General features: G+C 67.0%; 15 protein-coding genes. 2 read left to right on the top strand and 13 right to left on the bottom strand.

The features are described from left to right. Positions 1-48: 48 nt before the first annotated feature. The 9 genes from M2282_RS08960 to apbC all read right to left on the bottom strand — a co-directional run bounded on the left by M2282_RS08960 (position 49) and on the right by apbC (position 7,447). Positions 49-363 carry a type II toxin-antitoxin system RelE/ParE family toxin gene (locus M2282_RS08960; protein WP_280808422.1) on the bottom strand — a complete coding sequence of 105 codons (315 nt, stop codon included), beginning with the start codon at positions 361-363 and terminating at the stop codon, positions 49-51. Further along, complete coding sequence (locus M2282_RS08955; RefSeq protein ID WP_280808421.1) at positions 360-638, bottom strand: YlcI/YnfO family protein; 279 nt, start codon at positions 636-638, stop codon at positions 360-362. Before M2282_RS08955 ends, M2282_RS08960 begins: the two co-directional genes overlap by 4 nt. Positions 639-672: 34 nt before the next feature. After that, on the bottom strand, positions 673-1,461 hold the full coding sequence (locus M2282_RS08950) for an ABC transporter ATP-binding protein (protein WP_280808420.1): 789 nt from the start codon (positions 1,459-1,461) through the stop codon (positions 673-675). After that, complete coding sequence (modA, locus tag M2282_RS08945) at positions 1,458-2,213, bottom strand: molybdate ABC transporter substrate-binding protein (RefSeq protein ID WP_280808419.1); 756 nt, start codon at positions 2,211-2,213, stop codon at positions 1,458-1,460. Before modA ends, M2282_RS08950 begins: the two co-directional genes overlap by 4 nt. A gap of 23 nt (positions 2,214-2,236) precedes the next feature. Next, entirely contained in the window at positions 2,237-2,920 is a 684-nt protein-coding gene (modB, locus tag M2282_RS08940) for a molybdate ABC transporter permease subunit (RefSeq protein ID WP_280808418.1), read from the bottom strand. Between the two features lie 178 nt (positions 2,921-3,098). Then, a complete protein-coding gene (locus M2282_RS08935; RefSeq protein WP_280808417.1) occupies positions 3,099-3,446 on the bottom strand; it encodes a winged helix-turn-helix domain-containing protein in 348 nt (115 codons plus the stop codon). Between the two features lie 122 nt (positions 3,447-3,568). Next, positions 3,569-5,266: an OFA family MFS transporter gene (locus M2282_RS08930; RefSeq protein WP_280808416.1), complete on the bottom strand. Its 1,698-nt coding sequence runs from the start codon at positions 5,264-5,266 to the stop codon at positions 3,569-3,571. Between the two features lie 139 nt (positions 5,267-5,405). Continuing rightward, positions 5,406-6,353: a LysR substrate-binding domain-containing protein gene (locus M2282_RS08925; RefSeq protein ID WP_280808415.1), complete on the bottom strand. Its 948-nt coding sequence runs from the start codon at positions 6,351-6,353 to the stop codon at positions 5,406-5,408. Between the two features lie 2 nt (positions 6,354-6,355). Beyond that, a complete protein-coding gene (gene apbC / locus M2282_RS08920) occupies positions 6,356-7,447 on the bottom strand; it encodes an iron-sulfur cluster carrier protein ApbC (RefSeq protein WP_280808414.1) in 1,092 nt (363 codons plus the stop codon). Between the two features lie 83 nt (positions 7,448-7,530). Here apbC and M2282_RS08915 point away from each other — a divergent pair, with 83 nt between their 5' ends. Beyond that, positions 7,531-8,724, top strand: a complete 1,194-nt coding sequence (locus tag M2282_RS08915; RefSeq protein ID WP_280808413.1) for a patatin-like phospholipase family protein — start codon at positions 7,531-7,533, stop codon at positions 8,722-8,724. A gap of 1 nt (position 8,725) precedes the next feature. Here the strand turns inward: M2282_RS08915 and M2282_RS08910 are convergent, their stop codons facing one another. Next, complete coding sequence (locus M2282_RS08910) at positions 8,726-9,919, bottom strand: diaminopropionate ammonia-lyase (protein WP_280808412.1); 1,194 nt, start codon at positions 9,917-9,919, stop codon at positions 8,726-8,728. A 20-nt stretch (positions 9,920-9,939) separates the two neighbouring features. Continuing rightward, positions 9,940-11,109: a M20 aminoacylase family protein gene (locus tag M2282_RS08905; protein WP_280808411.1), complete on the bottom strand. Its 1,170-nt coding sequence runs from the start codon at positions 11,107-11,109 to the stop codon at positions 9,940-9,942. An 83-nt stretch (positions 11,110-11,192) separates the two neighbouring features. Here M2282_RS08905 and M2282_RS08900 point away from each other — a divergent pair, with 83 nt between their 5' ends. Beyond that, the gene (locus M2282_RS08900) at positions 11,193-11,672 is read left to right on the top strand and encodes an Lrp/AsnC family transcriptional regulator (RefSeq protein ID WP_280808410.1); all 480 of its coding nucleotides are present in this window, start codon (positions 11,193-11,195) and stop codon (positions 11,670-11,672) included. Positions 11,673-11,693: 21 nt separating this feature from the next. On the opposite strand, the gene M2282_RS08895 is transcribed toward M2282_RS08900, so the two are convergent. Beyond that, positions 11,694-12,062: a hypothetical protein gene (locus M2282_RS08895; RefSeq protein ID WP_280808409.1), complete on the bottom strand. Its 369-nt coding sequence runs from the start codon at positions 12,060-12,062 to the stop codon at positions 11,694-11,696. After that, a complete protein-coding gene (locus M2282_RS08890) occupies positions 12,059-12,304 on the bottom strand; it encodes a hypothetical protein (RefSeq protein ID WP_280808408.1) in 246 nt (81 codons plus the stop codon). The genes M2282_RS08895 and M2282_RS08890 overlap by 4 nt, the downstream gene beginning before the upstream one ends. Between the last annotated feature and the right edge of the window lie 44 nt (positions 12,305-12,348).

The following is a 12,348-nucleotide window of genomic DNA, read 5'->3' as shown; positions in this document are numbered from 1 at the left end:
ACATGCGCCGATTCAAAAAGGAAATGAAGGGGCGCTGCCTCGCCGGCTTCAGTGGTAGTCGTCTTCCCGCTGGTGCCTGACGGCCGCCACGACGACCGAGTCGCTCGCCTCTATCTCGAACAGCGCGACATAGCCGCTGGCGCCGAACGGAATCACGAGTTCGCGAATGAAGGGGCTGTTGCCCGCCTTGCGGCAAGTGAACGGTGAAAACGTGAGCGCTGCCATGCCCTTCTCGATCGCATCCAGAGCCCGCGAGGCCAATTCCAGGTCGCCGCCTCTCTGGAGTTCGCGCTCGAGCACGAAGTCGTACAGGCGCTGCAGGTCTTGGGCCGCCTGCAGCGTGAACCGGACCTTGTAGCTCACCGGCGCGCTGCGCTTTGCCGCTTCGCCGCCGTCAATTTCGACCTGAGACCTTGCATCACCTCACCGGCATCGACGTATTCGCCGCTGCGGCGCGCGCTGGCCAGGGATTTCATGCCACGGGCGACAAACTCGGCCTGGCTCTTACGCTGGGAAACGCATGCACGGACCGCCGCCTCAACGAATTGGGACAAGGACTCGCCCTCGCCGAGGACCTGTTCGACTTGGGCGCGGAATTCAGGATCGACACGCACGGAAGGGATGGTGGCAGTCTTCATCGCAAAAGTGTATCGCACATGCGATACATAAAAGTCAACGCTGCGCGTCCTGCCTCAGCAGCCTGCGCAACTTGCTGCGCAACGGCGTCTCTTCGACAGCCGGCACGCCCGCCACTTCGCGCAGCGCGACGTCGCGGCTTTCGGCGGTGTGCAGGTCGATCTCGCGCACCACCTGGCCGTCCTTGTAGACGAAGGCGACGTCGGCGAGCGCGAGCACGTCCTCGATGTCGTGCGTGATCATCAGCACCGGAATGCCCCACTGGCGGCGCACCTGCGCGAGTTCGTTGCGCAGCTCGGCGCGCAGCATCGGGTTGAGGGCGGCAAAGGGCTCGTCGAGCAGCAGCACCTGAGGCTGGCAGGCCAGCGCGCGCGCGAGCGCCACACGCTGCTGCTGGCCGCCGGAAAGTTTCTGCGGCCGGCTGTCGGCCAGCGCCGCGAGGCCGAAGCCTTCTAGCAGGGCCTGCACCGTCTCCGCCTCCTTCGGCGGCAACCGGCGGCGGCGCCATGAGGTGAGGCCGAAGCACACGTTCTCGCGCACCGTGAGGTGCGGGAACAGCGCGTAGTTCTGGAACAGGTAGCCAATGCGCCGCTCCGGCGCAGGCACATCGATGCGCTGCGCCGCGTCGTACAGCGTGCGGCCGTCCAGCCGCACATGGCCCGACGACGGATGCAGCAGCCCGGCGATGGCCTGCAGCGTCAGCGACTTGCCCGCACCCGACGGGCCGTAGAGCGCGGCGAAGGGAACGTCGGTCTGGAAGCGCGCGGCCAGGTCGAAGCGTCGCGCCCCGTCCTGCACCGTGAGCTTCAGATCGACATCGATCATGGCTTGCCGAATCCGTAGCGGGCCAGCACTTGCTGCGCGGCGTCGGTCGAGAGGAAGGCGAGGAAGTCGCCGGCCAGCGCCTTCTGCCTGCTCTCGGCCACCACGGCGATCGGGTAGGTCACGGGGCTGCTGCCCGAGGGCGAGAGCACGATCCTGACCTTGTCGCCCGCCACGGCCGCATCGGTGCGATAGACGAAGCCTGCTTCTACCTCGCCGCGGCTCACGTAGTCGAGCACCTGGCGCACGCTGTCGGCCTGCACGAACCTGGGTTCGAGCGCGGTCCAGAGATTGGCGCTGTCCAGCACCTGCTTCGTGTATCGGCCGACCGGCACGGTGGCGGTCTTGCCGATGGCGATCTTCTTGACGCTGGCGCCCGTCAGATCCTGCAGCGACTTCACGCCCACCCCGTCCTTCGCGGGCTCGATCAGCACGAGGCTGTTGCTCACGAAGTTCTTGCGGGTGGCGGTGTCGATGAGCTTCTGCTCGGCGCCGCGATTCATCGTCTCCTGGTCGGCGCTCGCGAACACATCGACCGGCGCGCCCTGCCCGATCTGCTGCAGCAGCACGCCCGAAGCCGCGAAGTTGAAGCGCACCGTGGCGCCGGGCTTGGAGGCCTCGAACCTGGGACCGATTTCCTTGAACGCATCGGTCAGGCTCGCGGCCGCGGACACGGTGATCTGCTGCGCGGCGGCGGCCAGCGGAAACACCAGGGCCAAGGCAAGAACGGCGGACAGGCGGCGGAACGGGCGCATCGACACTCCTGGAAATATGCAGATCAACGAAGAGAAAAAAACCGGTTCGACAGCACGAGCACGACGATCGACAGCACCGAGGTCACGATGACGAGAAGCAGCGCGAGATCTTCATGCCCGGACTGCACCGCGTCATAGATAGCCATCGAGAGCGTCTGCGTCTGCTTGGGGATCGAGCCCGCCACCATCAGCGAGGCGCCGAACTCGCCCATGGCCCGCGCGAACGCGAGCAGCGTGCCGGCCAGGATGCCGGGCCAGGCCAGCGGCAGGGTCACGCGCAGGAACACCGAGAACGGCGACTGCCGCAGCGTGCTGGCCGCGGCTTCGAGCGAGCGGTCGACATTCGAAAAGGCAGCGCTCGCCGACTTGAGCACCAACGGCAGCGCCACCACGGCCGAGGCCACCACGGCACCGTGCCAGCTGAAGATGATGGTGTAGTCGAGGTGCTCGCGCAGCCACGCGCCCAGCGGGCTGCGGCGGCCGGCCGCGACAAGGATGGCGTAGCCAATCACCGTGGGCGGCAGCACCAGCGGCAGCATGAACACGGCTTCCAGCACGGTGCGGCCGAAGAAGCGCTTGCGCGCGAACACCCAACCCAGCGCCACGCCCGCAATCAGCGCCAGCACGGTCGCCACCGCCGCCACCTTGAGCGACAGGACCAGGGGCGACCAGTCGGTCGAGGCGATGAGTGAGCTCGTCGTGTTCATTTGAATACGGCGGGATTGTTGCACGACCGGCAGATTTCCCCTTGCAGCAGGTGTGCAAGGGGCCTAGTCTCCATATACTGGCCGACATAGCGTTGCCCCGACCGCAAAGTCCCGTGCGAAGTGCTGCGCCGCAGTGCGGTGTTGGCAGCACCCCGCAAGCGTTAGCGCGCTTCCCAGGCTACGGCGCCAGCAGCCGCGTGAGCGCGAGAATGTCCGCGGAGGTGGCCAGCTTCGCTGCGTTCTCGATGGCACGGTAGTGCTTGACGATTTCCTCGCCCACCGGCGTAAGCGCCGTGCCGCCGCCGCGCGAGCCGCCGGCGGCCGTGTTCACCGCAGGCGAGACCAGGGCCTTGTTCATCTCGTCGACCAGCATCCAGGCCCGGCGGTACGACATGCCGAGCAAACGGGCCGCCGCGGAAATCGAACCGGTCTCGGCCACGGCCTCGAGCACCGCGATCTTGCCGGGGCCGATGGCGATGGCGTCGTCCCTGTAGACGCGCAGGCGGAACTGGACTTTGGATTTCATCTTGGCGCGAAGGGTAAACCATCCGCGGCGCCCGGCGCTATGTCGGCCCGGAAACGACGATGCGGCCGGCGGGTGTGAACCCGGCCGGCCGCATCGTCATCGAGAAGCCGTGTGTAGTCGACTCAGTGGAAGAACTTCGCCACGCTGCCCAGCGTCTTGTAGACGCCCCAGGCCAGCGGAATACCCACTGCGGCCCAGGCCATCACCACGACCGCCGGGCTCACGGTGTCGGCGCGGCCCGAGCCGCTGCCCACTTCGGCCGCCGAAGCCTTTTCGTGCGCCAGCTTCTTCTCGACGGCCAGTTCGGCATCGGTCATGAAGTGCTTGTCGGCCACCGGGCGCACCAGCAGGTTCGCGATGAAACCGATGACCAGCATGCCCACGAGGATGTACATGGTCTGGTTGTAGACCTGCTCGCGCGGCAGGCCCAGGCCCAGCTGGTATTCGCGCATGTAGTTCACCACCACCGGGCCGAGGATGCCGGCCGTGGCCCACGCGGTGAGCAGGCGGCCATGGATGGCACCCACGAACTGCGTGCCGAACAGGTCGGCCAGGTAGGCCGGCACGGTGGCGAAGCCGCCGCCGTACATCGACACGATCACGCAGCAGGCACCCACGAACAGCAGCTTGCTGCCCGCACCGGCCGACGAGGGAATGCTCGCGTACAGGATCGCGCCGAGCACGAAGAACACCGTGTAGGTGAGCTTGCGGCCCAGCTTGTCCGACAGGCTCGCCCACACGAAGCGCCCGCCGATGTTGAAGAGCGACAGCAACGCCGTGAAGCCGCCGGCCACCGCTGCAATGGCGGCGAGCTGGGTCTTGTCGAGCTCGCCGAACTTCTTGGGCAGTTCGATCAGCGCGCCGCCGAACACTTCCTGCAGCATCGGCGAAGCCATGCCGATCACGCCGATGCCGGCGCTCACGTTCATGCACAGCACCAGCCACACGAGCCAGAACTGCGGAATGCCCCAGACCTTCTTCACGTGCACATGGCGCTGCGTGATCATGGTGTTGCTGGCTTGGGCCGGAGGCGGCGTCCAGCCTTCGGGCTTCCAGCCCGAGGGCGGCACGCGGTAGCCGAGCGCGCCGGCCATCATGAAGACGAAGTAGCCGAGCGCCATGACGACGAAGGTCTGCATCACGCCCACGTCGGTGGAGGTGGAGAAGCGCTTCATCAGGTCGACCGCCAGCGGCGAGCCGATCATCGCGCCGCCGCCGAAGCCCATGATGGCCATGCCGGTGGCCATGCCGCGGCGGTCGGGGAACCACTTGATCAGCGTGCTCACCGGCGAGATGTAGCCGAGGCCGAGGCCAATGCCGCCGATCACGCCCGAGCCGAGGATCATGAGCCAGAACTGGTGCAGGTGAATGCCCAGCGCCGACAGCAGCATGCCGCCGCACCAGCACACGGCCGACACCACGCCCGCCTTGCGCGGACCCGCGCGTTCGAGCCAGCCGCCCCACAAGGCCGCCGAGCAGCCGAGGAAGACGAAGAACAGCGTGTACATCCAGCCGAGCGTGGCCACGCGCCAGTCGCAGTTCGTGGCGAAGAGCTCGGCGAAGAAGCTCATCTCCTTCGCGCAAGCTTGGGCACCAGTGCCGGCGGTGCCGAGTGCCTTCGACAGAGGCAGCCAGAACACCGAGAAGCCATAGGCCATGCCGATGCAAAGGTGGATGGCCAGTGCGGCCGGGGGAACCAGCCAACGGTTGAAACCGGGGCCCGCGATGATGCGTTCTTTATCGAGGAAGCCGGGTTGCTGCTGCACCCCTTCTCCAGCCAGGCGTTCTCCATCGAGGACGCCCGCAGTTGAGCCTGCCATATTTCTCCTAGTTCACCGGACCTGTAACTTTTGTGTTGAATCCGGGCCGCGGAGTGTGTCCGAATGTTTTACACGCCGTCAAATTCGATCGGCGCATGGACCGATTCAATAATTAAATGCCCGGATTCGGGACGGGCGCTCAGTCGCTGCCGAGCGTCCCGCTGTGCAGGCGAACCTGCTCGGCCCATTCCGGCGTTTGCAGGAAGGCCAGCGCCGCATCGAGCGCGCGCGAGGACCGCACGCCGTCCTGCGTCATGAAGCCGATGGGCGTGCGCACCTCGGGCGCCACCAGCGGCAGCGCCTCGAGCTCGCGGTGGCTGCGCACGGCCGCAACCATCGCGCCCGGCAGCACGCTGCCGACGTTGCCCGCGCTTACGGCTAGCGTGAGCGTGAGCACCGAGTTGGTCTCGATGGCCGGCGACACCGGCACGCCGGCCTCGCGCAGCGCCTGGTCCGTGATGGCCCGGTTGTGCATGTCGGTGGTGAGCAGGCACAGCGGGAGCTTGCCGGCCTCGGCCCAGGTGATGGGCTCGCCGATACGCAATTCGTCCGCCGAAGGCGTCTGGGCGCGCCGCAGCAGGAAGTAGTGCTCGATGCTCTGCGGCCATGCCCTGAGCTTGATGCCGGGCATGTGCATGCGCTCGGTGTAGCCGAGGGCGAGGTCGATCGAGAGGCTTTCCAGCCCGGTCTCCAGGTCCTGCGAACTCATGGAGAGCACGGCCGGCAGGATGCCCGGATGGCGCCGGTGCAGCATGGCCGCGAAGCGCGAAAGTATCGGGATGGCGGTGGGCACCGCCGCCATGCGCAGGCGGCCGTGGGGGTTGTCCACGTCGCTGCGCAGCTCCTGCAGCAGCACCTCGTTGTCGCGCAGCATGCGCTGTGCCGTGGCCAGCACACGCTCGCCTTCGTGCGTGAGGCCGACGTAGACACGGGCGCGCTTGACGATGACGACGCCGAACTCGGTTTCGAGCGCACGCAGCGCATTCGACAGTGCCGGCTGGGTGATGTGGCAGGCCTGGGCTGCGCGGCCGAAATGCTTGTGCTCGCTCAGCGCGACCAGATATCGCATCGAAGCGAGCAGGTTCATCGTCAGGTGTTCTTGCTGATCGAGATGGTCGGGAACTTCGACGAGAAATCCTTCGCCTTCTCCGAGATCCCCACGGCCACCTGGCGCGCGACCGCCTTGTAGATGCCCGCCACTTCGCCCTCGGGGTCGGCCACCACGGTGGGCGAACCGCTGTCGGCCTGCAGCCGGATCTTGATGTCCAGCGGCAGCGCGCCGAGGTACTCCATCTGGTACTCGGCCGCCATCTTCTTGCCGCCGTCGCTGCCGAAGATGTGCTCGGCATGGCCGCAGTTCGAGCAGATGTGCACCGCCATGTTCTCCACGATGCCCAGGATCGGCACGCCGACCTTCTCGAACATCTTGATGCCCTTCTTGGCGTCGAGCAGCGCGATGTCCTGCGGCGTGGTGACGATCACCGCGCCGGTCATCGGCACGCGCTGGCTCAGCGTGAGCTGGATGTCGCCGGTGCCGGGCGGCATGTCGACGATCAGGTAGTCGAGGTCTTTCCAGTTGGTCTGGCGCAGCAGTTGCTCGAGCGCCTGCGTGGCCATCGGGCCGCGCCAGATCATGGCCTGGTCCTGGTCGACCAGGAAGCCGATGGACATCACCTGCACGCCGTGGCGCTCCAGGGGCTCCATGGTCTTGCCGTCGTCGCTCTCGGGGCGCCCTTCGATGCCCATCATCATGGGCTGGCTGGGGCCGTAGATGTCGGCATCGAGCAGACCCACCGTGGCGCCTTCGGCCGCCAATGCGAGCGCCAGGTTGGCCGCCGTGGTGCTCTTGCCCACGCCGCCCTTGCCCGAGGCCACCGCGATGATGTTCTTGACGTTGGGCATCAGCTGCACGCCGCGCTGCACCGCGTGGCTGATGACCTTGGTGACGATGTTGACCGACACGTTCTCCACGCCCGGCACGGTCTTGGCCGCCGCCACCAGCGCCTTGCGGATCGCCGCGTGCTGGCTCTTCGCCGGGTAGCCCAGTTCCAGGTCAAACGCCACGTCGCCGTCCGCGATCTGGACGTTCCTGAGCGAGCGGGCTGCCGCAAATTCCTTGCCGGTGTTGGGGTCGGTGACGCTCTTGAGGGCGCCCATGATCGCGTCTTGGGTGATGGCCATTGATCAAACTCCTGAATGGCGGGTAGTCTAGTGCGCTCTCCAAGCCCTCACCGGCCCGCTTCCCAATAGACCAGAAAACCAAGATGACAGAGACAAGCCCCGCCACCGGCCTCCTGCTCACGGGGGGCGGCGCACGGGCGGCCTACCAGGTCGGCGTGCTCGAAGCCATTGCCCAGATGCGCCGCGCCGCCGGGCCGGCCGCGGGCACCGGCAATCCCTTTCCCATCATCACCGGCACCTCGGCGGGCGCCATCAACGCGGCGGCGCTGGCCTGTGGCGCGGACAACTTCGACCACGTGGTGGCGCACATCGCCGAGGTCTGGAGCGGCTTTCGCGCCGAGCAGGTGTACCGCGCCGATTCCCTCTCGGTGATCGGCAGCGGCGCACGCTGGCGCATGCTGCTCGGCCTCGGGCGCTTTGCGGCCAACTGGATGCGCATCAAGCCGAAGTCGCTGCTCGACAACGCACCGCTGGCCGACCTGCTGCAGCGCATGGTGCCGCTGGACCGCCTGCCGCAACTCATGCAGCAAGGCCACGTGCAGGCGCTGGCCGTGACCGCATCCAGCTACAGCTCGGGCGAGCACGTCACCTTCTTCGAGGCCGCGGCGCCGATGGAGCCGTGGGTGCGCTCGCAGCGCCTCTCGGTGCGTGACCGCATCACGCACCACCACCTGCTCGCGTCCTCGGCGATTCCCTTCGTGTTTCCGGCCACTGCGCTGCCGATGCAGGGGCACACCGAGTATTTCGGCGACGGCTCGATGCGCCAGTCGGCGCCCATCGCGGCGGCGATCCACCTGGGGGCCAAGCGCATCCTGGTGATCGGCGCGGGCCGCATGCACGAGCCGCGCGAGACCGATGCGCCCAACACCCACAGCGGCTATCCGACGATGGCACAGATCGCGGGCCATGCGCTCTCGAGCATTTTTCTCGATGCGCTGGCGGTGGACATCGAGCGGCTGCGCCGCATCAACCACACGCTGGGGCTGATCCCAGAGGCCGCGCGCACCTCGAGCACGCTGCGCCCGCTCGACCTGCTGGTGATCTCGCCTTCGGAGCGGCTGGACGTGATCGCGGCGCGCCATGTCGATTCCCTGCCCGGCGCGGTGCGGCACCTGCTGGGCGGCTCGAAGGTCGCGGCCGACGTGAAGGGCGGCGCGCTCGCGAGCTACCTGCTGTTCGAGTCGGGCTACACGCGCGAGCTGATGGCGCTCGGGCGGGCCGATGCGATGAAGCAGCGCGACGAAGTGCTGCGGTTTTTCGGCTGGAACGCGGTCTGAACTAGAGGCGCTGCCTGCGCAAGACTTCGTCCGCGTCCATCCCGACGAGATCGCGGTACACCGAGGGTGCGGTCGCGCCTTCGGTGCTGATCAGCAGCACCTTCGAGCGCACATCGAGGCGAACCTTTCGCCACAGGTCGTCCGACAGCGTGAGCACGCGCAATGCCGCAAGGCCCGCCGCGCCCGATTCGCCGCTCACGATGGGGCTGTCGTGCGCCGAGCCCCGCGCCAGCAGGCGCATCGCCTCGACCGCATCGCCGTCTTCGATGGTGAGGAACGCATCGATCGACGGCTCTAGAAAGCGCCAGGCCAGCGGCGAGGTTTCGCCACAGGCGAGGCCGGCCATCACCGAGTCGACGCTGCCGGTGGCATTCGATGCATGGCCGTTGATCGCGCTCTGCAGCAGGCAATCGGCCTGGCGCGGCTCCACGACGATGAGGGTCGGCCGCTTCTCGCCGTACTGCTCCCACAGGTAGCTCGCCACGCCCGCCGCCAGCCCGCCGACGCCACCCTGCAGGATCACGTGCGTGAACATCGCCGCGCCCTCCTGCTGCTCCATCACCTCGTCGACGAGGATGCCGTAGCCCTGCATCACATCGCGTGGAATGTCTTCGTAGCCGGCGTAGGAGGTGTCGGAGACGACCTGCCAGCCGTTCTTCTCCGCGAGCGCGGCCGCATGCGCGACCGAGTCGTCGTAGTTGCCCTCGATGCGCACGATCTCCGCACCGAAGGCCGCGATGGCAGCCTCGCGCTCCACGCTCACATGCCGGTGCAGCACGATCACGCAGCGCACGCCGATGCTTTGCGCCGCCGCAGCGAGCGCACGGCCGTGGTTGCCGTCGGTGGCGCTGACGACGACCAGCGACTGCAGTTCTGCCGCATGCGCGCCGCGCAGCACCGCTACCGGGTCCCATGCGGGATGAGCCCGCAGGACAAGCCGAACCAGCGCGGCCGGCGCGCCCAGTGCCTTGAAGCTGCCGAGAGGCGAGCGCTTCGACTCGTCCTTCACGAAGATGCCCGCCACGCCCAGTTCTTCGGCCATGTCGGGCAGCTGCCAGAGCGGCGTCGGGTCGGGTGCGAGCATGGACCAGCGCGAGAGCCAACCGCGCGTGCGCCTCGCTTCGGCAATGCTCAGGATGTTGCGAAGCGCGTCGGGGTAGGCGCCGCGGATGGCGTTGGGGTTGATGACCAGCATGGAGAAAAGAAGAAGTGTTGTCAGCGCGGAAGACGTTGCCGGACGATTTCCGCAAAGTAGCGGGCACCCGTCGCAAGCACCTCGTCGTTGAAGTCGTAGCTGCCGTTGTGCAGCGGCGTGCTGCCGGACTCGCCCTCGGCACCGTTGCCCAGGAACACGAAGGCGCCGGGCACCACCTTCAGGAAGGCGCCGAAGTCCTCGGAAATCATCATCGGCGCCACGTTGGCGTCGACGTTTTCCGCCCCCACCACGGCCGTGGCCGCCGCCACCGCGACGGGCACGCATTCGGCCCAGTTCACGGTGGGCGCGAACTCGTGCGTGTAGCTGAAGTCGCAGCCCGCGCCGTGCATGCGGCAGATGCCTTCGCTGATCTCGCGCATGCGCGCGGCCAGCATCTTCTGCACCTCGGGGTGGTAGCTGCGCGTGTCGCCCTTGATGACCACGTTCGACGGGATCGCGTTGCGGATGCCGTCGGTGATGAACTCGGTGCACGAGACCACCGCCTGCGCGCCCGGGTCGAGCGTGCGCGAGACGATGGTCTGCAGCGCGAGCACGATCTGCGCGCCGATGACGATGGGGTCGATTCCCATGTGCGGCCGCGCGGCATGCGTGCCGCGGCCCTTCACATGAATGACGAAGTTGTCCTCGCTCGCCATGAGGCCGCCCGTGCGCGTGGAAATCGTGCCCGCACGCATGCCGGGCATGTTGTGCAGGCCGTAGATCTCATCGACCGGAAAACGCGCGAAGAGGCCGTCGTCCATCATCGCCTTAGCGCCGCGGCCGTGCTCCTCGGCCGGCTGGAAGATGAAGCGCACGGTGCCGTCGAAATCCTGCCGTTCCCGCAGCAGGCGCGCCGCGCCGAGGACGATCGACATGTGGCCATCGTGGCCGCAGGCGTGCATTTTTCCCGGCGTGACCGAGGCGTAGGCGCGGTCGGTCGGCACCTCGGTGATGTTGAGCGCGTCCATCTCGGCGCGCAGGCCGATCACGCCCTTGCCATTGCCGACCTTCAGGTTCGCAACGAGCCCGGTGCCGCCGATGCCAGCGTGCACCTCCAGGCCCAGCGCCCTCAACACGCTGGCAACGAAGGCCGAGGTCTTCGCTTCCTCGAAGCCGGTCTCGGGCATCGCGTGCAACTGGCGGCGCCAGCCCGAGAGCTGGTCGCGCAGGGGTTCGTCGGGGAATTTCATGGCGAGATGCTATTGACAACGCAGCGATACGGGCGCGCAAAATTCGGCTCTTCAACGCAACGTTTTTGCGCCCATTGCTTCGCATGACTCCCTTGGACACCCTCGACCTCCGCCTGCTGGAACTGATCCAGGCCAACAGCCGCATGTCGCAAAGCGAACTCGGCGAGCGCATCCACCTGTCGACCGCGGCGGTGAACCGGCGCCTCAAGCGCATGCGCGACGACGGCGTGATCCAGCGCTACGGCGCGGTGCTCGCCCCCGCCGCACTGGGCCATCTGCTGACCATCGTGGCCGAGGTGGAAGCCGAGAGCGAGCGCATCGACCTGCTCGACGCGATGAAGCAGAGCTTTCGCGACTGTCCGCAGGTGCAGCAGTGCTACTACGTGACGGGCGAGTGGGACTTCATCCTGGTCCTCGTCGTGCAGGACATGGCGCAGTACACGGCGCTGAGCCGGCAGCTTTTCTTCCAGAGCAACAACGTCAAGCGCTTTCGCACGCTGGTGACGATGGACCCGGTGAAGGTCAGCCTGGATGTGCCGGTGCGGCCGGAGCCGGTGGGGTAGGCAGCGACACTGCCGCGCGCGTCAGGAAGAAAGTCCGAGGAGCACCGCAATGCCCGTGATGAACCAGCTCGCGGTCGTCGCGTGGGCTGCGCTTTCCCTGGAGATCGGCCACAGCTTCGCGCGCTTCCACGCCCGCAGGTTGCAGGCCACAGCGAGCACCAGGCCGCAGGGAAAGATCAGGAACGAACAGGAAGAAGGCCAACCGAGCGCGGCGATCAGCGACACCACGAGGATCAGGACACCCGCTGCCCAGATGCCGCTGGTGGTGCTCGCAAGAACATGGCAAAGACCGCCGCAGGCTTCGCACTTCGCAGGCGCGGCGCGACTGGACCAGCGTTTGGCGAGACCGGTGATGCCGGGCTTCTTGCAATGCGGGCAGTCGTATTTCACGAAAAGAAAATCGTCAGGATGGGAAACAGGACGAGAAATGCGAAGAAGCCGAAGGCATACACGGCCATGCCCGCGCCGACCGCGAGGTATGGCACAAGCGCAGCGAACTGCCTGAGTGCATCCGCGGCACGATGCCCCCGCGGAAGCAGCGCGGCGACAAGCAGGGAGAGCACGATCAGCACGATGGCTACGCCGACCAGGACGGCGACGCCGGTCAACATCAGCGAGAGTTTCGGTGTCATTCGCTGGGCAAGATAGCGCAGTTCAGACGCAACACAAAACTGGC

The sequence above is a fragment of the Variovorax boronicumulans genome (genome assembly GCF_029892485.1).
GTDB lineage: Bacteria > Pseudomonadota > Gammaproteobacteria > Burkholderiales > Burkholderiaceae_C > Variovorax > Variovorax boronicumulans_B.
This window is presented reverse-complemented; position numbering and strand designations above follow the sequence as displayed.

Excerpts from the sequence above, each read along its gene's own strand:
- M2282_RS08930 (WP_280808416.1), bottom strand. The coding sequence starts at position 5,266 with ATGGCAGGCTCAACTGCGGGCGTCCTCGATGGAGAACGCCTGGCTGGA.
- M2282_RS08925 (WP_280808415.1), bottom strand. The coding sequence starts at position 6,353 with ATGAACCTGCTCGCTTCGATGCGATATCTGGTCGCGCTGAGCGAGCAC.
- M2282_RS08915 (WP_280808413.1), top strand. The coding sequence starts at position 7,531 with ATGACAGAGACAAGCCCCGCCACCGGCCTCCTGCTCACGGGGGGCGGC.
- modA (WP_280808419.1), bottom strand. The coding sequence starts at position 2,213 with ATGCGCCCGTTCCGCCGCCTGTCCGCCGTTCTTGCCTTGGCCCTGGTG.
- M2282_RS08910 (WP_280808412.1), bottom strand. The coding sequence starts at position 9,919 with ATGCTGGTCATCAACCCCAACGCCATCCGCGGCGCCTACCCCGACGCG.
- M2282_RS08950 (WP_280808420.1), bottom strand. The coding sequence starts at position 1,461 with ATGATCGATGTCGATCTGAAGCTCACGGTGCAGGACGGGGCGCGACGC.
- M2282_RS08905 (WP_280808411.1), bottom strand. The coding sequence starts at position 11,109 with ATGAAATTCCCCGACGAACCCCTGCGCGACCAGCTCTCGGGCTGGCGC.
- M2282_RS08890 (WP_280808408.1), bottom strand. The coding sequence starts at position 12,304 with ATGACACCGAAACTCTCGCTGATGTTGACCGGCGTCGCCGTCCTGGTC.
- M2282_RS08955 (WP_280808421.1), bottom strand. The coding sequence starts at position 638 with ATGAAGACTGCCACCATCCCTTCCGTGCGTGTCGATCCTGAATTCCGC.
- M2282_RS08935 (WP_280808417.1), bottom strand. The coding sequence starts at position 3,446 with ATGAAATCCAAAGTCCAGTTCCGCCTGCGCGTCTACAGGGACGACGCC.
- modB (WP_280808418.1), bottom strand. The coding sequence starts at position 2,920 with ATGAACACGACGAGCTCACTCATCGCCTCGACCGACTGGTCGCCCCTG.
- M2282_RS08900 (WP_280808410.1), top strand. The coding sequence starts at position 11,193 with ATGACTCCCTTGGACACCCTCGACCTCCGCCTGCTGGAACTGATCCAG.
- apbC (WP_280808414.1), bottom strand. The coding sequence starts at position 7,447 with ATGGCCATCACCCAAGACGCGATCATGGGCGCCCTCAAGAGCGTCACC.